This is a genomic window from Pantoea sp. SO10, from assembly GCF_005281435.1.
GTDB lineage: Bacteria > Pseudomonadota > Gammaproteobacteria > Enterobacterales > Enterobacteriaceae > Pantoea > Pantoea leporis.
Genome location: NZ_CP040095.1, coordinates 3,356,490 through 3,377,257 on the forward strand (window position 1 = coordinate 3,356,490; position 20,768 = coordinate 3,377,257).

A 20,768-nucleotide genomic window follows, 5' to 3' on the forward strand; every position below is an offset into this window, starting at 1 on the left:
GTTTCGTTACCGTTCATCCCCGAAGGGATTGCGATTTGTTTGCCCCATAAAGGGCTGGCCTTCAGGCGACGCCCAAGCGTCGCCCCCAAAGATTTACTGCTTCGCGCGCTCTTCCAGCATAGCAACTGCTGGCAGTTTTTTACCTTCCACGAACTCGAGGAATGCGCCGCCGCCGGTTGAGATGTAAGAGATCTTATCTTCGATACCGAACAGATCGATTGCAGCCAGCGTATCGCCGCCGCCTGCCACTGAGAATGCATCGCTATCGGCGATTGCATTTGCCACGATTTCGGTACCTTTACGGAAGTTCGGGAACTCGAACACGCCAACCGGACCGTTCCACAGAATGGTTTTCGCGCCTTTCAGAATCGCGGCCATCGCCTGTGCGGTTTCGTCGCCGAAGTCCATAATCTCTTCGTTATCCGCCACTTCGGAAACCTTTTTCACGGTTGCCGGGGCAGTTTCAGAGAATTCCGTGCCTACGCGAGAATCAGTAGGAACTGGGATACCAAACTGATCACGCAGACCTTTTGCTGCTTCGACGAAGTCTGGCTCGTACAGTGATTTACCGACGTTGTTATCGATAGCCACGAAGGTATTCGCGATACCGCCGCCGACAATCACGGTGTCAGCAATCTTCACCAGCGACTGCAGCACATCAAATTTGGTCGACACTTTAGAACCACCAACCACAGCAACCAGCGGACGCTCTGGATTACTCATCACTTTGCCCAGCGCTTCCAGCTCAGCTGACAGCAGCGGACCGGCACATGCGATTGGGGCAAATTTGCCCACGCCGTGGGTAGAAGCCTGTGCGCGGTGCGCGGTACCGAAGGCATCCATCACGAACACGTCGCACAGTGCGGCATATTTCTTCGACAGGCCTTCTTCGTCTTTTTTCTCGCCTTTGTTAAAGCGCACGTTTTCCAGCACAACCAATTCACCCGCGCCGACTTCAACGCCGTCGAGGTAATCTTTTGCCAGGGTAACGTTGGTGCCGTTCAGTTTATCTTTCAGGTAGTTAACAACCGGCAGCAGGGAAAACTCTTCGTTGTATTCACCTTCGGTCGGACGACCCAGGTGAGAGGTAACCATCACTTTCGCGCCCTGTTTCAACGCCGCTTCGATGGTAGGCAGAGAAGCACGAATACGTGCATCTGACGTCACTTTCCCTTCTTTCACTGGCACGTTGAGATCGGCACGGATCAGAACGCGTTTACCAGCAAGATCCAGATCGGTCATCTTAATTACAGACATGGTGAACCCTCTCGTTGATTCTCATAAGTTTTGCCAGACGCAGTCCGCGTCTTACCTGAAACCGCTTGCGGCCATTGCTAACGTGGTGTCGATCATGCGGTTAGCAAAGCCCCATTCGTTGTCACACCAAACCAGCGTTTTGATAAGGTGATGACCACTGACCCGCGTTTGCGTGCCATCGACTATGGCACTGTGCGGATCATGGTTAAAATCTATTGAGACTAACGGTAATTCCGTATAGTCAACTATACCACGAAACGCCCCTTCTGACGCGTTTTGCAGCAACGCGTTGACCTCACACGCCTTCACCGCTTCGCGCACCGACACGCTCAGATCAATGGCTGTCACGTTGATGGTGGGCACGCGCACGGCAATCGCCTCAAAGCGATCGTTAAATTTCGGAAAAATACGGGTAATGCCAGCAGCGAGACGCGTATCTACCGGAATGATCGATTGGCTGGCGGCGCGGGTACGACGCAGATCGCTGTGATAGGCGTCGATCACCTGCTGATCGTGCATTGCCGAGTGAATGGTGGTCACGGTGCCCGACTCAATGCCAAAGGCGTCATCCAGCAACTTGATCACCGGAATAATGCAGTTGGTGGTGCAGGATGCGTTGGAGACAATGCGGTCAGTTTGTTTAAGAGCTTGTTCGTTAACACCGAATACGACTGTGGCATCGAGATCGTTGCCGCCCGGATGCGAGAACAACACTTTCTTCGCGCCCGCCGCCAAATGGGCTTCGCCATCAGCGCGGCTACCGTACACGCCGGTACAATCCAGCACGATATCCACATTCAGTTCGCGCCACGGCAGCACATCAATTTCAGCCTGATGCAGGATGCGAATGGTATCGTCGCCAACAAACAGTTGATCGCGCTCCTGGCGTACATCAAAGGCAAAACGTCCATGGCTGGTGTCGTACTTCAGCAGATGCGCCATACCGGCGGCGTCTGCCAGCTCGTTAATGGCGACCACGGTGATCTCAGCCCGGCGACCGGTTTCATACAGGGCACGCAACACATTACGCCCGATACGACCAAAACCATTTATTGCTACGCGAACGGTCATCTCTACCTTCAACCACACCCGAAAAAACGTGCCGATTAGCCTGAGCGTTTCACACCGTTTTGTACAGGGAATTATTGCTTACCCGCACGAGTGAGATGCACGATTTTGTTCACAACTGAAACGGTTCAGCTAGAGTAATGCAAGAGAGGAATAACGGGAATGATTGCGATCAAGTGAGTGGCTGAATATTGGATCTACGTCACAAATTTTCCACTGGCGGATTATTACTGCAGGAATAATTCAACCGTTTCAGGTTAGATACGCCGGCATTGCAGGTGTGCGCGATGAATCGCGCCGCTACAGGCGATGCATAACCGGTAGCGGCGCAAATTACTGCACAAAGTTACAGAATCGATTTCGCCGTTTTCACCACATTTTCAACGGTGAAGCCAAACTCTTTGAACAGCTGCTCCGCAGGCGCTGACTCACCGAAGGTGGTCATGCCGACGATCGCGCCGTTCAGGCCGGTGTATTTGAACCAGTAATCCGCGATACCCGCTTCAATCGCCACGCGTGCGGCAACGGCTTTTGGCAGCACGGATTCACGGTACGCCGCGTCCTGCTTGTCGAAGGCGTCGGTGGATGGCATAGACACCACGCGCACCTTGCGGCCTTCCGCCGTCAGCTGATCAAACGCAGCTACCGCCAGTTCCACTTCTGAACCGGTGGCGATCAGGATCAGCTCTGGCGTACCTTCGCTGTCCTTCAGCACGTAACCGCCGCGCGCCACGTTAGCCAGCTGCTCAGCGCTACGATCCTGCTGCGCCAGGTTCTGACGCGAGAAGATCAGCGCCGACGGGCCGTCCACGCGTTCAATCGCGTACTTCCACGCCACCGCTGACTCAACCTGGTCGCACGGGCGCCACAGGCTCATGTTTGGCGTCACGCGCAGGCTGGCCATCTGCTCAACCGGCTGGTGCGTCGGGCCATCTTCGCCCAGACCAATCGAGTCGTGGGTGTACACCATGATCTGACGGATCTTCATCAGCGCGGCCATGCGTGCGGCGTTGCGCGCGTACTCGACGAACATCAGGAAGGTGGCGGTGTACGGCAGGAAGCCGCCGTGCAGCGCGATACCGTTGGCGATGGCGGTCATACCGAACTCGCGCACGCCGTAATGGATGTAGTTACCCGCCGCATCTTCGTTGATTGGCTTCGAGCCGGACCACATGGTGAGGTTGCTCGGCGCCAGGTCAGCGGAGCCGCCCAGATATTCCGGCAGGATTTTACCGAAGGCTTCGATGGCGTTCTGCGAGGCTTTACGGCTGGCAATTTTCGCCGGACTGGCCTGCAGCTGCTCAATGAACTTCTGCGACTCGCTGGCCCAGTTCGCCGGCAGCTCATTGTTCACGCGACGTTTGAACTCGGCAGCCAGCTCCGGATGCGCGGCGGCGTAGGCGGCAAACTTCTGGTCCCATGCGGACTCTTTCGCCTGGCCGGCTTCTTTGGCATCCCACTGCGCGTAGATGTCTGAAGGGATTTCAAACGGACCGTGGTTCCAGCCGAGCTGCTTGCGGGTCAGCGCGATTTCATCGGCACCCAGCGGCGCGCCGTGCGAGTCGTGCGTACCGGCTTTGTTCGGCGAACCGAAGCCAATCACGGTTTTGCACATCAGCAGTGAAGGCTTGTCGGAAACCGCTTTGGCTTCTTCCACCGCTTTTTTAATCGCGTCGGCATCGTGACCGTCAACGCCGCGCACCACGTGCCAGCCGTAGGCTTCGAAACGTTTGGCGGTATCGTCGGTGAACCAGCCGTCAACGTGACCGTCGATGGAGATGCCGTTGTCATCGTAGAAGGCAACCAGTTTGCCCAGCTTCAGGGTACCGGCGATGGAGCAGACTTCGTGTGAGATGCCTTCCATCATGCAGCCGTCGCCCATAAACACATAGGTGTTATGGTCTACGATGTCATGACCCGGACGGTTGAACTGCGCTGCCAGCGTGCGCTCGGCAATGGCAAAACCCACTGCGTTAGCGATGCCCTGACCCAGCGGGCCGGTGGTGGTTTCAACGCCTGCGGTGTAGCCGTATTCCGGGTGGCCTGGAGTTTTAGAGTGCAGCTGACGGAAGTTCTGCAGCTCGCTCATTGGCAGATCGTAGCCAGTGAGGTGCAGCAGGCTGTAAATCAGCATTGAGCCGTGACCGTTCGACAGCACAAAGCGGTCGCGGTCTGCCCACAGCGGGTTAGTAGGGTTATGGTTCAGGAAGTCACGCCACAGCACTTCGGCAATGTCCGCCATGCCCATTGGGGCACCCGGATGTCCCGAATTGGCTTTCTGTACTGCATCCATACTTAACGCGCGAATGGCGTTGGCAAGCTCTTTACGAGAGGGCATCTTCTACTCCAGGTCGGATTAATGCTCCGCCACGCTTAACTTATTGTAATTAATCAGTTATAAGGCGAAGCGAGAAAAAAGTCGCACATCAATGTACATGAAAATCAGGACAAAAGTACATGCATCTGGGTGCTAAATCACGGGTAACCGTTTGCATTTCCGGGCTTGTCTGCTAGTCATTGAACAACATGCGAGCTATAACCTAAGCGTTTAAACATCTGGGCCAGTTTCAGGTGTTTGTTTTCTTTACCTTGTTACCCAAAGGATGCCGATATGAAAATGAGAGCCACGATTGTTGCTCTGGGAATGGCTTCGCTGCTGAGCGGCTGCGAAGGGTTTGATAACAACGCGCTGCTACAATCGGGTGCGCAGGCTTATCAGGCCTATGCGCTGAACGATACGCAGGTGAAAGAGTTGAGCGATCAATCCTGTGCGCAGATGGATAAAGACAATCAGGTTGCGCCCGCTAACAGTGAATACCAGCAGCGCCTGAACAAAATCGCTGCGGCGCTAGGCGACAACATCAACGGCGTGCCTGCCAACTACAAGGTTTATCAGACCAAAGACGTTAACGCCTGGGCGATGGCGAACGGTTGTATCCGCGTCTATAGCGGGTTGATGGATATGATGACCGATAACGAAGTCGAAGGTGTACTGGGCCATGAAATGGGCCACGTCGCGCTGGGCCATACGCGTAAAGCGATGCAGGTGGCGCTGACGACCACCGCAACGCGCACCGCTGCGGCTTCCGTCGGCGGCGTGATTGGTTCGCTGTCACAATCACAATTGGGTGAAATGGGTGAGAAGCTGGTGAATGCGCAATTCTCGCAAACTCAGGAAACACAAGCCGATGACTACTCGTTCGACCTGCTGAAAAAGCGCGGCATCGATCCGATGGGATTAGCGACCAGCTTTGAGAAGCTAGCGAAACTGGAGCAAGGAAGGCAGAGTTCGATGTTTGACTCGCATCCGGATTCGGAAGCCCGCGCCCAGCATATTCGTGAGCGTATTGCGGCTGGGAAATAGATCGTGCTTGCTGTCCCCCTCCTCGGTCCTCCCCCATGAATGGGGGAGGAAGATGCTGCCACATGTCAGTGAGGAAGCTGCATTTAGCTGCGTCTCCTTCCCCCATTCATGGGGGAAGGCCGGGATGGGGGACAGTAAGCAAAGATCAAAGCAAACAATCTTCAACGCTTAAACAATCCATCCACCATCGCACCCAAATCCTGGGTATTCGACGTCTTAATGTGGCCCTGCGGCGATAGCTTATCAATCACCTGCGGCAATAAGGCAGCCAGCGTACCGGACGCACCCTGTACATCGGTGCCGAGCTTATCCGCCAGCGACTGCAGCTGATCATTGCCAAGCGCATTTTGAATCTCGCCGCCATCAATCGACATGTTACTGCTGCTGCCAAGCCAGCTATTCAGCACCTGCCCGAGTCCGCCCTGTTGAAACTTCTGTAGTAGCACTTCAACGCCGCCCTGTTCCTGCACCCAGTTCCAGATGGCCATCAGCTGTTGCATCTGGTTGCCCTGCCCGCTTCCGTTGCTGTTTCCTAGCGATCCTACTAAATCGTCCAGTAAACCCATAGTCGCCTCCGCAGATTAATTAACCGCCAATAAGTGTAGCCGCAGAAGAAAGGATTAACCTTTATTTGCCGCCTGCACGTGCAGCATGTCCAGCGCCAGTGTGGCTGCGGCCAGTGAGGTCAGATCGGCGTGATCGTAGCCCGGCGCCACTTCCACCAAATCCATACCGACGATATTCATGCCCTGCAAACCGCGAATCAGCTTGGTGGCTTTATCGCTGCTCAAGCCGCCAATCACTGGCGTGCCGGTGCCCGGTGCGTGGGCGGGATCCAGACAATCGATATCAAAGGTCAAATACACCGGCAGATCGCCAACGGTACGCTTCACTTCCACCAGAATGTCATCAACACTGCGATCGTTAACCTGCGCGGCATCCAGCACGTTGAAGCCCAAGCTCTTATCGAATTCGGTACGAATCCCGATCTGCACAGAGTGCTGCGGATCGATCAAACCCTCTTTTGGCGCGGTGAAGAACATGGTGCCGTGATCGAAAGTAGGACCATTGGAATAGGTATCGGTGTGCGCATCGAAATGCACCAGCGCCATTTTGCCGAAGTGCTTAGCGTGTGCACGCAGCAGCGGCAGCGTGACGTAGTGGTCACCGCCAAAGGTCAGCATGCGCTTACCGTTCGCTAGCAGTTTCTCGGCGTGCGCCTGCAGTTTGTCAGAGAGATCCTGTGAATCGCCAAAGGCATAAACCAGATCGCCGCAATCCACCACGTTCAAACGCTGGCGCAGATCGAAATCCCACGGCCAGCGACAGCCTTCCCACGCCAGGTTGGTGGAAATCTGGCGGATTGCCCCCGGACCTAAACGGCTGCCTGGACGACCGGAGGTCGCGGCATCGAAAGGAACACCGGTGATCACCCACTCAGCGTCACTGTCGTAAGGCTGGAAGTTGAGGGGGAAGCGCATGAAACCAAAAGCGTTAGAAACCAATGAGTTATCATACTGATTGCCCAAGGTGTTATGCATAACTGGTCCTCTTAAGATCCGTAAGTCGATAGGTCTGTTTAGGTATAGATGAAAAAAATCCCCTCAACGTAAACACTACGAGGAAGGGATAGATGGGCGTGATTATTACGAAGATTGAAGTTGGGCGCAATCAATGCTTTGACGCGGTAAGCCTCCAGATAAATCAGGGTCAATCATTTCGGCTGGAGAGAGCTTAAAACCATAAACGATAATAATTTAATCACGAATGATTGTGGCGAAGTGAATAAGGAAAATTGAGCCTTTTCTCAATTATCTTCATAGGAAGGCAGGCAATAATTTCATCGATAGAAAAGTAGCAAATACGATACAAATCAAATAACAACCCATTTAATCAGCTAACTGTAGATGGCAAATCAACGCGACCATTCGAGTCTGCTTATTATCTATTATCTTCAGCGCATTGGTAACTGTTAAGCCAAGGGCGGTAGCATATCTATTAATCAAGAATACTGTGAGTTTTAAATGGCAAGAAGTGGATTAAATGTACAAAGCGCCACGATTAACGCATTGTTTTTTAGAGAGATAAGAACCAGATTCGGTAAGTTCCGTTTGGGGTATCTCTGGGCGATACTAGAACCATCAGCCCATTTATTAATATTGATGGCCATTTTTGGCTTCATCATGCATAGGACAATGCCAGACATTTCCTTCCCTGTATTCTTACTTAATGGGATCATTCCCTTTTTCATTTTTTCTAATATCTCTACTCGATCACTTGGAGCAATTGACGCGAACCAAGGCTTATTTAATTATCGACCGGTTAAACCCATCGATACTGTTTTAGCAAGGGCGATGTTAGAGACGATTATCTACGTAACTGTCTATATATTTCTGATGTTGATTGTTTGGGCTGCCGGGGAGTATTTTTCTGTGGCAAATCTACTGCAATTAGTCGGTGCATGGAGTCTTTTGATTATTTTCTCATGTGGCGCTGGACTCATTTTTATGGTGATAGGTAAAACCTACACAGAAACGCAGAAGCTTTTGCCAATTCTCCTTAAACCGCTCTATTTCATCTCGGGAATAATGTTTCCACTGCACGCAGTGCCGAAAGATTACTGGCCATTTCTACTCTGGAATCCCATTCTACATGTGGTGGAACTTAGCCGAGCAGCCGTGATGCCGGGCTATAGTAGCGAAGGCGTCAGCCTCGTTTATCTCGCCATTCTCACACTAACGACATTATTTTTGGGGCTTGCCATCTATCGCACCCGTGAAGAGGCAATGCTGACCTCATGATTAAGATTGAAAATCTCACAAAGTCGTACCGCACCTCATCAGGCCGGCACTTCGTGTTTAAAGATTTGAACCTCACCCTTCCAAGTGGAAAAAGTGTGGCGTTGGTTGGCCGAAATGGCGCAGGTAAATCAACATTACTGCGCATGATTGGTGGTATTGACCGGCCTGATAGCGGCGCAATCACTACTAATAAAACGATTTCCTGGCCGGTAGGCCTTACTGGCGGTTTTCAGGGCAGTCTTAGCGGTAGGGAAAACGTTAAATTCGTCGCGCGTTTATATGCCAAACATAATGAGATGAAAGAGAAAATAGATTTTGTTGAGTCATTTTCTGAATTGGGTAAATACTTCAATATGCCGTTCAAAACTTATTCATCCGGAATGAAATCAAGATTAAGTTTTGGTTTAAGCATGGCTTTTGATTTTGATTATTATCTTGTGGATGAAGTCACCGCGGTAGGTGATGCGCGCTTCAAAGAAAAATGCTCAAAGATGTTCCAGGAACGACATAAAAATGCGAGTTTTTTGATGGTGTCGCATAGCTTAAATACGCTCAAAGAGTATTGTGACGCAGCTATTTTCATTGGTAGGGATAATCATGTCAATTATTATGACTCGGTAAATGATGCTATTGAAGCTTACTTAAGAAGTGAAAATAACAAAAATACTATTCCAATATAAATAACACCGCTGATCATTTTACAACAATCTATTTTAGGTAAGAGAAATGAAGGGAATCGAACATCAAGATTTGTTGATACTCATTGGAGAAAAAGGAGGGTTGCAGGCCCGTGATAATGGCTTTTGTTATTTTCAGCATAGAATGAAGTCAGGATTTAAAAACACTTTTTTCATATATAGCAAACAGAATGTCGACATAGAAAAACTTTTACCTTTTAATAAAAACATCATACTTAAGGATAGCAAAAAGCATTATAAGATATTTTTTGATGCAGATTACCTCCTGCTTAATGACGGATATCTTGATACTTTCCCCTCTTTTAATAAAAAACCATTAGAAAAGGGCTGGGCTCCCATCGTATACCTCCAACACGGAATCATATCTTACAAGAGAATATTCATATTTAAAGGTCACTACAACGGTAGAATAAGATATTTTAGCACTTCGTTGAAGTCAGAGAAAAATATCGTTATCAATACACTACAAACACAAAAAGATATTAACCAAACAAAAAGATTAGCCATCAAATACAAAATACCACACTACGATGACTTTTTTTCCAGGAATAACCTGGAAGATTTCTATATCTTGCTACTCCAGCGCTATTACGTTAACAAAAATTCTGTTGAGGTAGATGATTTACAGGCGCTAAAGAAACTCATACTGAATATTGGTTTCCTCGACAAAAGAGTGATCAATAGTGGCTTGTCGCGACATGAGCTACTACCAATGAAGAAGAAAAATGAAAAAAACATATTATTCTTTTTTACCTGGCGTGAAGAGTGGACAAAACCTGGCGATGACAATCCATTTTTAGACATAGTCCAGCAGATTAAAAACAGCCAAGGAATAATAGATTATGCAAATAAAAGAAATTTAAACATTGCATTTTATTTGCATGAAAAAATACTCCATCTTAAACCAATGATAGAAAAACTCTTTGATGGGGCTATTTCATTTGTCGGGCACGATGACTTTTCAGTAGTATTAAAAGATACTGCTGTTTGCATAACAGATTACTCATCAATTGCCTTTGAATTTAACCTGATAAAAACACCGGTTATTTTCCTACAATTTGACTATGATAATTACAAGTTTGAACGAGGTCATTTTTTAAAATCCCCCTATGAATTCAACGGTTCAGTCGTGCGTACTATTGATGAACTTGAAGACCTATTTTCAGACAAAAGCATTGATTTCAAGATCAAACATCGAGCCAGAAAGGATTTCCTTAAAGTCATCCGTGATTATGAAAATTTTAATAAAACTAATAAATTTCTGGATAACGTGATTGCCGATAAACAACAGCACATTGTTTACTGCTGTTATAATATCTATGGCGTAGGTGGAACAGTACAAACAGTTATAAACCAGGCAAATTATCTGGTTTCTGTTGGCTATCAGGTATCCATTATCTCAATGCGGCGCACCAGTGATACACCTAAGCTACAACTTGATCCCAGTGTACGTATTGAATATCTCAATGACGCACGCTGCAATGGCAAGTTCCGCACAAAGATGGATAATCACCTCGCTCAATATTCTTCAAAGATTTTTAAAAAATCAGAAGATCTTTATAATGGCTTATCTTTGTTGACAGACTTCAAACTGGTAAGCATTTTAAAAACTATTAAGAACGCAATAATTATAGGCACATTCCCAGGCCTATGTGTGAATATCATCAAGCATGCCCATAAGTCGAATAAAGTCATTGTTCAAGAACATCGTGAATTTAGCTCACACTCTAAAGAAATACAGATAACTTTATTAAGAAACTATCCTAAAGCTTACAAGGTACTTACTCTCACCTCTTTTCAAAAAGAAGAGTACAATGCTCAAGGAATTAGTAAGGTTACCCCCATTCCAAATGGACTCGAAGATAAGTTCCCACTAATTTCACAATCGGGCAGGGATATCCAGAAGAAAAGAATTGTTTCTTTTGGTCGTTTGGTTGAGCTAAAACAATTCAATTTATTAATAGAATCTTTTGCAAAAATAGCAAAAAAATTCCCAGATTGGATTTTAGACATTTTTGGTGACGGTGATGAAAAAGAAAACCTTATCAATCAGATTTCAACGCTAGGTTTAACATCGCAAGTTACCATTCATCCACCGACATCATTAGTTTATGAAGAGATCTACAATAGTGCATTCTGCGCACTCACATCTGCTAAAGAAGCTTTTGGGATGGTCTATATTGAAAGCTTTAGCATGAGCAAACCTGTGGTTAGTTATGATATAGGCTATGGTCCTAAAGATTTCCTGGTGAATGAATATAACGCTTTAGTTTCTCCCTGTTTTGATACTCAACACTTTGCCATGAACATGGAAAGACTTATGGCTGATGAGAACTTACTCAGTCAACTTGGAGAGAACAGTCGAAAAACCTATCTTGAAAAATACGAAATATCTAAAGTTATGGATAAGCTATTAAAGGAGTGTGAATGATGACTAAAACATCAAAATTATTAAATACCCCCGGTCTTTTCGTTAAGGATGCTTTTAAGAATATTCTGGGTGGAAGATCAAAAGAAATAATTAATGCAGTAAACACAACGCCAACGGTTGAAACAATCACTGAGCCTCCATTACTAAAATATGACAATGAAAAATTAAACATTCATTTAATAGTCATCGACACTATAAGTGATAAAATAAAATTCAAAGAAAGCTTAGTGAGGTATCAGTATCGTAGTATTATTAAGTACACTAATTTTAAAAGTCTCTCATACATTAGCCAAAGTATAATAAGCAACAACAGTGACATAAGTGTTTTTAAAAACTACAGTGAGGCTTTCAAAAATAAGATAAGAAACATCAGTCCAAAACGAGAATTATTTATATTTATAGATTTGAACTTTCTATTCCTTAAGAAGGTTACGAATAAAGATTTTATATCTCCAACGGGTATCCCTTATACTTTTATTAAGAATAAAAAAAGAAACATCGACCGAGTAAAAAACACCTTCGCAGAACACTTCTGTGAATTTGATTATAATTTTTCACCCGCTGAAAAATTCTGTTGCGTTGATAATATGCAACTTTGTCATTACAACAACATACTTGAGTCTGTCAGTAACCCACATGATTACTTATTCGAGTTCTTACCCATTTCCAACACTATGACTAAGGGAGAGCAAAGTATAATTAAATCACCCATTCAGTTTGCCCTGCTTGATAGAGGATATGAAGAAAAATTCATCTGGATACAATCTGTGCATGGCTCGAAACGATGTCCTCTCGCCGTAACATTCAACAAGATGAATGATAAAAACGATGACTATGCTATGTTTTTAGATACGATTGTTCCTCATGTTTCGCGTGACGAACACTATTTATCCGTGAAGCAGGAATTAAGTCATTAAAATAAAAGAAACAAATTAATCCATTCTTAAAAATTACAGGGTGGATTAATTTGAAAAATGAAAACCAATAAGATGCTAACTATTCTCCTTAGAAAAGTCAGGAAATTCAAAAGAGCACCAATACTCTTTTTTAGAGATTATCTATTAAAACGACACCCTTTGATTTTAAATCATAACAATATAATCAATACAACCGAAGGTATTATTGTCAGTGCTTTACAAAACTCAATGACTTCCTTCAAACCTGCTTTCAAAATCGATGTTGTATACACCTGGGTCGATGCAAATGATTCAGCATGGTTGCAAAAAAAAAGGCTGCACAGCAATCCAGACATATCATATGCACTTTATGCAACTGAAGAATCGAGATTCAGTAATCATAATGAACTCTATTACTCTCTACTCAGTATTGAAAAAAACATACCGTGGGTAAACAGGATATTCATAGTCACTGACAATCAAACACCATTAATTCCAGATAGCCTCAAAGATAGAGTGGTATTAGTTGACCATTCCGAAATCATTCCACAACAATATTTGCCTACATTTAACTCACATGTAATTGAAGCTTACCTATACAAAATTAAGGGATTATCAGAACACTTTATTTACTTTAACGATGACTTCTTTGTTGCTCAAAAAAACAACCCTGAGCATTTCTTCAAGTCAAATGGGATAGCGAGTTTATTTGTTAGTAACAAAAGCACTTCATATTCTCCAGGGAAAGAAAGAACAACAGCAACTTTATCAGCATGTCAGAATTGTAACAATATTTTCGAATCAAACTTTGCTGTTCGATTTGACAATACACTGACTCATACGTATGTACCTTTGATTAAATCTGTTTTTGAAGAAAGTGCGTATATGTTTCAACATGAAATCGCTGCATTTTCCAAAAACAAATTCAGAGCGAAGAATGACTTAAATGTTGCTACCTTCCTTGTTCCTTATCATCAATATATTCTGGGTAAATCCGCGCCGAATCTGGACATCTGTTTTTATTTTAACATCCGTTCTCCTGCATCAGGAAGTTTCTATCGAGCGCTTATTAATGGCAAAAAAGACAATAATCTCCCACATTCATTTTGTGCGAATGACTTTAGCTCTAATGAATTTAATCATGATAGTTATAGTGAAAGATTGAATGAATTTCTATCATCATTTTTTATCTCGTAAAGTCATGATATAAAAATAATGGCAAATTTTCTTTATAGTGATTGCAATCGAAAACACTTAAAATGAATAGGAACAACGTTGTTATGAATGATAGTTATGAGAAACAGATTGCAAGCTTCATTGCAGCAGGGAATGTTGTTATAGGTAAACCCGAAAAAGTTTTAGGTGATTTCAATCTAAATTTCCAATCAGGTAAGAACTCCAGCATTACTTTCAGCGAAGGATGCATATTAAATAATGTATCTATTAATATGGAAAATGGTAACGGTGAATGGAAAGTTGGTAAAAAAACCTACATTCGCGGACGTTACTTTATTGGTGCTGGATCTAAAATTGAAATCGGAGATCAAACAGCAATGAATCGTCATGTACTTATTGTTGCTACTGAAGGCGCATCAATCACCATAGGCAAGGATTGCCTTTTCTCGGACATAACGATGTCTACGACAGATTGGCATTCGATCATTGATGATATGACTGGAGAAAGAATAAATCCTGCCAAATGTATTGTCATTGAGGATTCAGTATGGCTGGGTGAGAATGTCACAATTCAAAAAGGCATTACGATTGGAAAGAATAGTATAATTGGCTCAAAAGCTTTAGTGACAAAAACCATTCCACCAGGAAGTTTAGCCGTTGGTATTCCTGCAAAAATAATCAGAGAAAACGTCAGGTGGCAGCGTACACTCATTCCTATGGACTTCCTGCCAGCAGAACCTTACTAAACAACATGGACTAATATTGAATGGGAACCCGCAATTGACGAACCATGCTGCGCCTGAGTGTCAGCATGGCGTTAATTAACAACGCTGAAATTGAGCTCATTTAAAGTTTTGCACGTCTTCTAATTCACACCAAACTTTACTCGAAAAAACGTTCCATTGGTAATAATGGATATTAACTTGCGTCTGGCAGGTCAAATGTGACATAAAATTTTTGAATAAATAATCATCTGTAATAAACTGATCCCGCCAAAAAAAATCCAATCCCGACTGAAACGTTACTCCTCGAATGTCGTACAATGCCTCGCCCATCACTTTTAGCCGCTTACCATGCATCAACGCTAAAATCCCTGCGGTACTGTTAATCGTTACCACACCTTGAGCATGTGAAATTAATTCCCGCAAAGGGAGATCATGAATATAAACTACTCTATCTATAATATTTAAACGCTTGCAGAGCTCGTTGATCAGCGCTGCGTAATTGCGATGCCCGCAATCCATTGGATGATGTTTAATCACCAGATAAGTATCCGCTGGTGCATGCTGCGCAAAAGAGCACATTACCTCAAGGATATAATCCCGCACATCATTATAAGGGCTATGATGCTCTATTTGGCTGTCATTATAAACTTGTAAAATCGCCAGGTAATAGCGCTGATCTAGCTCAATCGTTAATCTATTAAGTATATATCTCTGCTTAAACTGATATAATGTCTTGCGCCACCCAGCACGAAACCAATATGTGGCTTCGCGCCAAGGTGAAAATGGTTTATGGTGACAATATTGGTCAAAGGTATGTCGATAATACCAGCTAATGAAGTAATACCAACTGGCATGCGCCATCCTGCGGATTTTAGATGGATAACATGCCTCTATTTTCGCTGCTGGCTGCGCCAGTAGCTGTCGATAGAACTCAGCATCGCGCGACAATGAAGAGTTGCCATTGACACCGCCCTCCTCGAGCGTAATAAAATTTGGTCGCAGATATCCTTCTTCGAATACGAAAAATCTTACCCCTTGCGTATGCGCCCAGCCCTTCGCTGCCTTATGCAGCGTCCGGCAATCGCCAAAGCACAAAATCGTATCAAAGTCATAATCCCGCTTAACTTGGTTGAGCCAAGCCGAAAACTCCTTTTCTGTTTGCATGAACGCGAGGTATTTACGTTTACGGCAATAGAAGCGGTCGCCGCCGTTGAATACGACATTCACGGCTTCACGCCCTAATGACTCCAGCCAATAAGCCATGTCATTAAAGAAAGGTCCCATTGGCCCTTGCAACAATAGGAACTGCTTTCCTTTTAGCAGTTTTTTAATAGCTTCACTCATGGTTTAAAATGCTAATTTAACCTTAATAAACATTGATAACTTTTTTCCCATCCGCATAAGTCTGTCTCGCCAATTTTTATCAATCACCATATTTGCTCGTGGCGTATTGATGAGAATTTCAATGGCTTCTTCTACTGAAATAGCATCCAGTCGTAACGGATGAATGTAAGTCGGATAGGCAATTAATGCTTGATAGATCAAATCGTAAAGTCCTAATTGTTTCACTCGGCGGAAACAATCATGCTCGTCATATGTTAATCCCCATCCAGCATAGAATGGCATGCCGTAGCAGTACACGCGTTTGCCATGCAATAAAGCTTCGAATCCTGAAAGCGATGTCATCGTATGTACTTCATTGGAAACCTGAATACATTGAATAATGTCTGCATCCAGCGCCTGATAATCAGCATATTGATTAATTTCTCTATCAGTAATATGCCCTTTGCGGTTGCCTACTACTACATCTGGATGTGGCTTGTAAATAATGTATGCCGCAGGATTACGCTCCCGTACGGTTCGTAACAAATCCCGATTAGTACAGATTGTAAAGGTGCCAGTCTGAATAGATGCATCATTTTCTACCTGGCCTGGCACCAATAATACGCGTTTACCTTTTGAATCGGCTGGCAAAGTAAAATCAGCGCCAAGATTGTATTTACTGATTCTGTTATTTACGAGCCGATGATGAATCTTCCTCGCCCGCGAACATTGAGCATCGGTTAATTCACTTTCATTGAGCAACATCTCTAAATCACTGGGTCGCGTGGCATCGTAATAAATACCACGTTTATCCAATACCAAGGACAACGGCGGCAGAAGATCTGAACCCAGGCCCGAAGAGCGTAAAAAACCATCTTCCATCCGCCAAACAGGTAATTGTTGGGCTTGCGCTTTTTCCAACCAACGCTGCTCGCCAGCAATTCCCCATACCACACACGCGGTAGCCAGCTTATTACTTTTTGAAAAACTCAACGTATTGGTAGCGGTACGCAAAAACGGTTTAAGGATGGTGTATTTCCACATCGATAGACCCGGCGCCCAGAGATGTCCGATACGTGGTAACTGATAGTTGCGTTGCAATTGGATCCAATGCAAAACATCAAACAGCGTTGCGGGCTCGCCGGTCAACGGGTGGATATAGCGGCTATAGCGCAAGTAGGCCGCCGCAAACAGTTGCTCAAGCGTAGCGTTGCCACGCCGTTCACTTAGCTGCTTAGCTTGTGGATGGCGATCGTCGGTCAATCCCCAACCGGCATACCAGGGTTGGCCAAAGCACGTCACCGGTTTACCTGCCATCAATGCTTCAAATCCATACTGCGAAGTCATGACATAGACACGTGAGACATGCCGCAACAGAGATTGTGGACTCACATCATCAGCCATGAGATGTATACGATGCGTGGATTGAAAGGAGTGGTAATATCCCGACTTCTTGCCTTGTAGTACGTCCGGATGGACCTTTATCCAAACCATGGCACCAGGATTTTCCCGTATCGCCGCCTCTAACATCAGGACAAAATTATTCGGCCCCGCATTGCCATAGGTTACGGACATGTCACCTAGCGTTTGGTCAATAACCAATACCACATTGCTGGTTGCACATGCTCCTGCAATAAAAGCCGGAGCCTGATTATATTTCGATAAATCTTGCTCAACGATGATGCTCATTGCTCGTTTGGCGTCATCGGCAAGCCATTGATTAACTTCTCTTTCCTGGATCATCTTCTCTAACTCGCTGGGCCGGTTAGCATCGTAATAGATCCCCAATCTATCCAGCACCAGTGAAAAAGGTGGCGCGCCATTAACGCCAAGATCCAGCGAGCGGATATAGCCATCTTCCAGTCGCAGCACTGATTTTCCTACACTACGCGCCCACGCCACCGGCTGACGTGTGTTGGGACGATATCCCCACACTGCAATGGTGGTCACGGCATCGGCGACAGGCCGTTGCAGCGATAATTTATGGCACGGCTGGGCCAGGAAATTACGCAAAAATGGAATTCGCCAGATGCCCGAAGAGAATATACCAATCATCACGATGCACCCTTACAGCGTAAGAACCACTTTCGCCGCAACGGCTAATTGATACAGGATGGTGGAAATGCCACGCGTCACTTCGATGCTCTTCGATTCATACTTCGGCAGCACCATTAACTCATCACCTGGATTCAGCGCACCGACATCTTCCGCGTCTTCGGCCGCGCCGTTCTGGCGAATAACGATGACGCGCGCATTACCGGACTTCTGCGTAAAGCCACCGCTTTTGGCGATGTAATCTTTCGCGCGTAAGCCTTTCTCCCAGCTCACTGCATTCGGGAACAGCACTTCACCATGTACCAGCACCAGTGAGGTTTTCTGAGGAATGCTAATCACATCACCATCTTCCAGCAGGGTGGCCGCGAGGTTTTTCTCGTTCAGAATGACTTCACCTTTTGGCACGACCTGACGCGCTTTCGCCACAAATCGGCTGACCAATTGCGCTTCCTGGAAGCGGAGGCCAGCCTCTTCCTTGGTGGATGATTGCGCAGAAAGCGAGGCTTCCTCTAACTTCTGCAACGCCAGGTTCATCATCTCTTTCTGGCGGGAGGCCACGGAGGGACGATACAGCTTGATGGCACTCATCTGCGACATACTATTAGGTCGAATCTGCTTCAACACCGCCTGCATGTTGGATCCGTAAGGCAGTACCATCGCGTGTTCACCTGAGTGTGCGCCTTCAACGCGGACCTGAATCGTGCTGGCATAGCGATCGGTGCTCACAATCAGTCTGTCACCATCTTGCAGGAAGCGGCCGTTCGCCTCGCGAATTGGATAATATTCGCTGCGCTTTGCTAAACCTTGCTGGCGCACAATAGTAATATGCGTCGCACCCGGTTTGACTCGCGCCCAGCTCAAAGCTTCGGTGACAGGAATAGTGCTGTTGCGAAATTCAAAGTTATAGCTATTGAATACATCGCCTTGCACATTGAACGTATGCTGACGCGGCCCGACCACAATGGTGTCGCCATCGGCAAATTGTGATAATCCCAATTTACCGTTAAGCAAAAAATCATACAGGTTGATATTGGATCGCACTTTATTGCCACGTTTCACTGCAATATCGACGTAGCTACCACGTTCAGGATCAACGCCGCCCGCTTTAATCAAATAGTTCAATAGGGAATCCGACGTCACGCCGCCATATAAACCCGGGCTGTGGACAAAACCGGTGACGTAGACTTTCACAGGCTGCGCCTGTAATAGCGATGCATACACACTGACGTTGGCTTGGTAGACCTGCTTCACTTTGCTGGTAATTAACGCGTTTAGCTGGCTGTTACTGATGCCAGCGACTTTTACCGGCCCCACATTTGGCAGGAAAATGTTGCCTTTGGGATCAACCTGCAACGCGCCGTCAAAAGTAAATGCGCCCCATAAACGCACCTGAACGCTATCTCCTGGATTAAGGATATAGCCGGGATTGAAACCTACGCTTGCCCCGTTCTCTCCGCTATTGCCATTGAACAGCTGAGCACCAAACATACGGCTAAGTACCACAGGTGCGGCTGGCAGAGGCGTATCATCAAATCCGCTGTTATTGCTGCTGATATTTGCCGGTGCCGAGTTGAGTAGAGATTGTGTTTTAACGCCGGTTAAGTTTGCATCAGCGTTAATATTCAAGGCCGCATTGGCCTGCGCAGTGAAGCAAGCTGCGATCATTACAAATGATTTTAAAATTTTCATAACAGACTCATTCTGCGACAGCATTAATCCCGATGATCTTCAATCACCGCCAATATCAGTTTCAGGGTGCCAAACATTAAGCAGCACACCAGCAACCAGCAGGCGATCAAATACGGAATATTGGGGAAAGTGGACTCTTGCGGCTGCTGCGGTGAACTGATCACCGAAAGCACTTTCAGTTTGCGAGCGGCTTCCACGCGTGTTTTTTCGATAGAGGTCAGCGCAAGCTTATAAAGCTCATTATCAAAGGCGACACGCGATCTAATCTCTTCAAACTCCACCGCCATGCGGTTAAGTTTGTCGCCCTGCGGCGCGGTGATTTTGCCTTTCTCGTTATCGATCTGCGCCTGCATCGAGGCAATGGCGTTACGTACGCTGACAACTTGCGCAGCGTCATCACGCAGATAGGTCAGCAGAGTACGCAGCTCCGCTTCCATCTGGATCTTCTGCCCCATCAGCGTGTTAACCAGTGAACTGGCTGCTAACGCTTGCGCTTCAGGATCCAGCACATTGTTGCTGTTCTGATACGCCAGTAGCTCGGATTTACTTTTATTCAGGCGTGAGCGGGACTTTTCCATCTCCTTTTCCGCAAAGGTCAGCTGATCACGCGCAATACGGTGCGACAACTCATTAATAAAGCGTTCGGACTCTTTCAGCACCGCTTTATTAAAGTTAAGGGCAAAGTCCGGCGTAAAGCCTTGCGTGCGAATAGCCAGCAATCCCGCTTTATCGTCATACGTTACGCTGATACGTTCACGATAATAACGCAGGAATTTTTCGGCAGTTTCATCAGGAGACAGATGGTGCAAGAAATCCAGCCCGCTTTGGCTGAAGGCTTGACGGAAATTAAGTTGTTTATCTAGCACTGCCAGCATATCCGGCGAATTGATGTACTCCTTTAAGTAGAGTGCATCTTCCACCGAACTGGGATTAATCGCCCCTAACAACAAGCCAAAATTCACGCTATTGCTGGCAAGATCATCTGAGCGTTTAATCGCGACTTTGGATTCGCTCACAAAACGCGGCTGACTGAATATTGCCAGATAAATAATCAGCAACGTCATTGGGAGAAAAATGATCGCTTTTCCGAGGTGCCGTTTAAGATTGGCGAAAGAAACAACGCCTAATCTTTTTTCAAATTTTGATAAGGTGGAATTCTCTTTTATTAACATGGAGCAATCATCAAATATTCATAAGCGTGCCGTAGCACATCATTGAGGTTCGGCCTGCGGCTCTGCGCATTAATAACCCTGCCGCCCTCGAGGAAAATCCAATATTTCGGGAT

General features: G+C 46.1%; 16 protein-coding genes. 7 read left to right on the forward strand and 9 right to left on the reverse strand.

The features are described 5' to 3' along the window. Positions 1 to 93 precede the first annotated feature (93 nt). The 3 genes from pgk to tkt all read right to left on the reverse strand — a co-directional run bounded on the left by pgk (position 94) and on the right by tkt (position 4,663). Positions 94 to 1,257 carry a phosphoglycerate kinase gene (pgk, locus tag FCN45_RS15520; RefSeq protein ID WP_101761937.1) on the reverse strand — a complete coding sequence of 388 codons (1,164 nt, stop codon included), beginning with the start codon at positions 1,255 to 1,257 and terminating at the stop codon, positions 94 to 96. 51 nt (positions 1,258 to 1,308) lie between these two features. Beyond that, positions 1,309 to 2,328, reverse strand: coding sequence for an erythrose-4-phosphate dehydrogenase (gene epd, locus FCN45_RS15525; RefSeq protein WP_137386403.1), 1,020 nt, complete (start codon positions 2,326 to 2,328; stop codon positions 1,309 to 1,311). Positions 2,329 to 2,671: 343 nt separating this feature from the next. Next, positions 2,672 to 4,663, reverse strand: a complete 1,992-nt coding sequence (tkt, locus tag FCN45_RS15530; RefSeq protein WP_137386404.1) for a transketolase — start codon at positions 4,661 to 4,663, stop codon at positions 2,672 to 2,674. Positions 4,664 to 4,936: 273 nt separating this feature from the next. Here tkt and FCN45_RS15535 point away from each other — a divergent pair, with 273 nt between their 5' ends. Beyond that, entirely contained in the window at positions 4,937 to 5,689 is a 753-nt protein-coding gene (locus tag FCN45_RS15535; protein WP_101761934.1) for a M48 family metallopeptidase, read from the forward strand. 161 nt (positions 5,690 to 5,850) lie between these two features. Here the strand turns inward: FCN45_RS15535 and FCN45_RS15540 are convergent, their stop codons facing one another. Together FCN45_RS15540 and speB are read right to left on the reverse strand one after the other, a co-directional pair. Further along, positions 5,851 to 6,255, reverse strand: a complete 405-nt coding sequence (locus FCN45_RS15540; RefSeq protein ID WP_137386405.1) for a YidB family protein — start codon at positions 6,253 to 6,255, stop codon at positions 5,851 to 5,853. A gap of 54 nt (positions 6,256 to 6,309) precedes the next feature. Continuing rightward, the gene (gene speB / locus FCN45_RS15545; RefSeq protein WP_137386406.1) at positions 6,310 to 7,230 is read right to left on the reverse strand and encodes an agmatinase; all 921 of its coding nucleotides are present in this window, start codon (positions 7,228 to 7,230) and stop codon (positions 6,310 to 6,312) included. A gap of 483 nt (positions 7,231 to 7,713) precedes the next feature. On the opposite strand from speB, the gene FCN45_RS15550 reads away from it, so the two are divergent. The 6 genes from FCN45_RS15550 to FCN45_RS15575 all read left to right on the forward strand — a co-directional run bounded on the left by FCN45_RS15550 (position 7,714) and on the right by FCN45_RS15575 (position 14,437). Further along, positions 7,714 to 8,490, forward strand: coding sequence for an ABC transporter permease (locus FCN45_RS15550; protein WP_137386407.1), 777 nt, complete (start codon positions 7,714 to 7,716; stop codon positions 8,488 to 8,490). Continuing rightward, positions 8,487 to 9,170 (forward strand): ABC transporter ATP-binding protein, encoded by a 684-nt coding sequence (locus FCN45_RS15555; protein WP_137386408.1) that lies wholly within the window; start codon positions 8,487 to 8,489, stop codon positions 9,168 to 9,170. Before FCN45_RS15550 ends, FCN45_RS15555 begins: the two co-directional genes overlap by 4 nt. A gap of 46 nt (positions 9,171 to 9,216) precedes the next feature. Next, positions 9,217 to 11,619, forward strand: coding sequence for a glycosyltransferase (locus FCN45_RS15560; protein ID WP_137386409.1), 2,403 nt, complete (start codon positions 9,217 to 9,219; stop codon positions 11,617 to 11,619). After that, on the forward strand, positions 11,616 to 12,536 hold the full coding sequence (locus tag FCN45_RS15565; protein ID WP_137386410.1) for a hypothetical protein: 921 nt from the start codon (positions 11,616 to 11,618) through the stop codon (positions 12,534 to 12,536). The genes FCN45_RS15560 and FCN45_RS15565 overlap by 4 nt, the downstream gene beginning before the upstream one ends. A 57-nt stretch (positions 12,537 to 12,593) precedes the next feature. After that, positions 12,594 to 13,712, forward strand: a complete 1,119-nt coding sequence (locus FCN45_RS15570; protein ID WP_246862532.1) for a Stealth CR1 domain-containing protein — start codon at positions 12,594 to 12,596, stop codon at positions 13,710 to 13,712. Between the two features lie 83 nt (positions 13,713 to 13,795). Then, positions 13,796 to 14,437 carry an acyltransferase gene (locus tag FCN45_RS15575; RefSeq protein WP_168197467.1) on the forward strand — a complete coding sequence of 214 codons (642 nt, stop codon included), beginning with the start codon at positions 13,796 to 13,798 and terminating at the stop codon, positions 14,435 to 14,437. A 96-nt stretch (positions 14,438 to 14,533) separates the two neighbouring features. Here the strand turns inward: FCN45_RS15575 and FCN45_RS15580 are convergent, their stop codons facing one another. The 4 genes from FCN45_RS15580 to FCN45_RS15595 are packed head-to-tail and all read right to left on the reverse strand — an operon-like array spanning position 14,534 to position 20,655. Continuing rightward, the gene (locus tag FCN45_RS15580) at positions 14,534 to 15,760 is read right to left on the reverse strand and encodes a capsule biosynthesis protein (RefSeq protein ID WP_137386412.1); all 1,227 of its coding nucleotides are present in this window, start codon (positions 15,758 to 15,760) and stop codon (positions 14,534 to 14,536) included. Positions 15,761 to 15,763: 3 nt separating this feature from the next. Further along, positions 15,764 to 17,794 carry a capsular polysaccharide biosynthesis protein gene (locus tag FCN45_RS15585; RefSeq protein ID WP_137386905.1) on the reverse strand — a complete coding sequence of 677 codons (2,031 nt, stop codon included), beginning with the start codon at positions 17,792 to 17,794 and terminating at the stop codon, positions 15,764 to 15,766. A gap of 12 nt (positions 17,795 to 17,806) precedes the next feature. After that, positions 17,807 to 19,483, reverse strand: coding sequence for a polysaccharide biosynthesis/export family protein (locus FCN45_RS15590; RefSeq protein ID WP_110868012.1), 1,677 nt, complete (start codon positions 19,481 to 19,483; stop codon positions 17,807 to 17,809). Between the two features lie 23 nt (positions 19,484 to 19,506). Next, complete coding sequence (locus FCN45_RS15595) at positions 19,507 to 20,655, reverse strand: capsule biosynthesis protein (RefSeq protein ID WP_137386413.1); 1,149 nt, start codon at positions 20,653 to 20,655, stop codon at positions 19,507 to 19,509. Between the last annotated feature and the right edge of the window lie 113 nt (positions 20,656 to 20,768).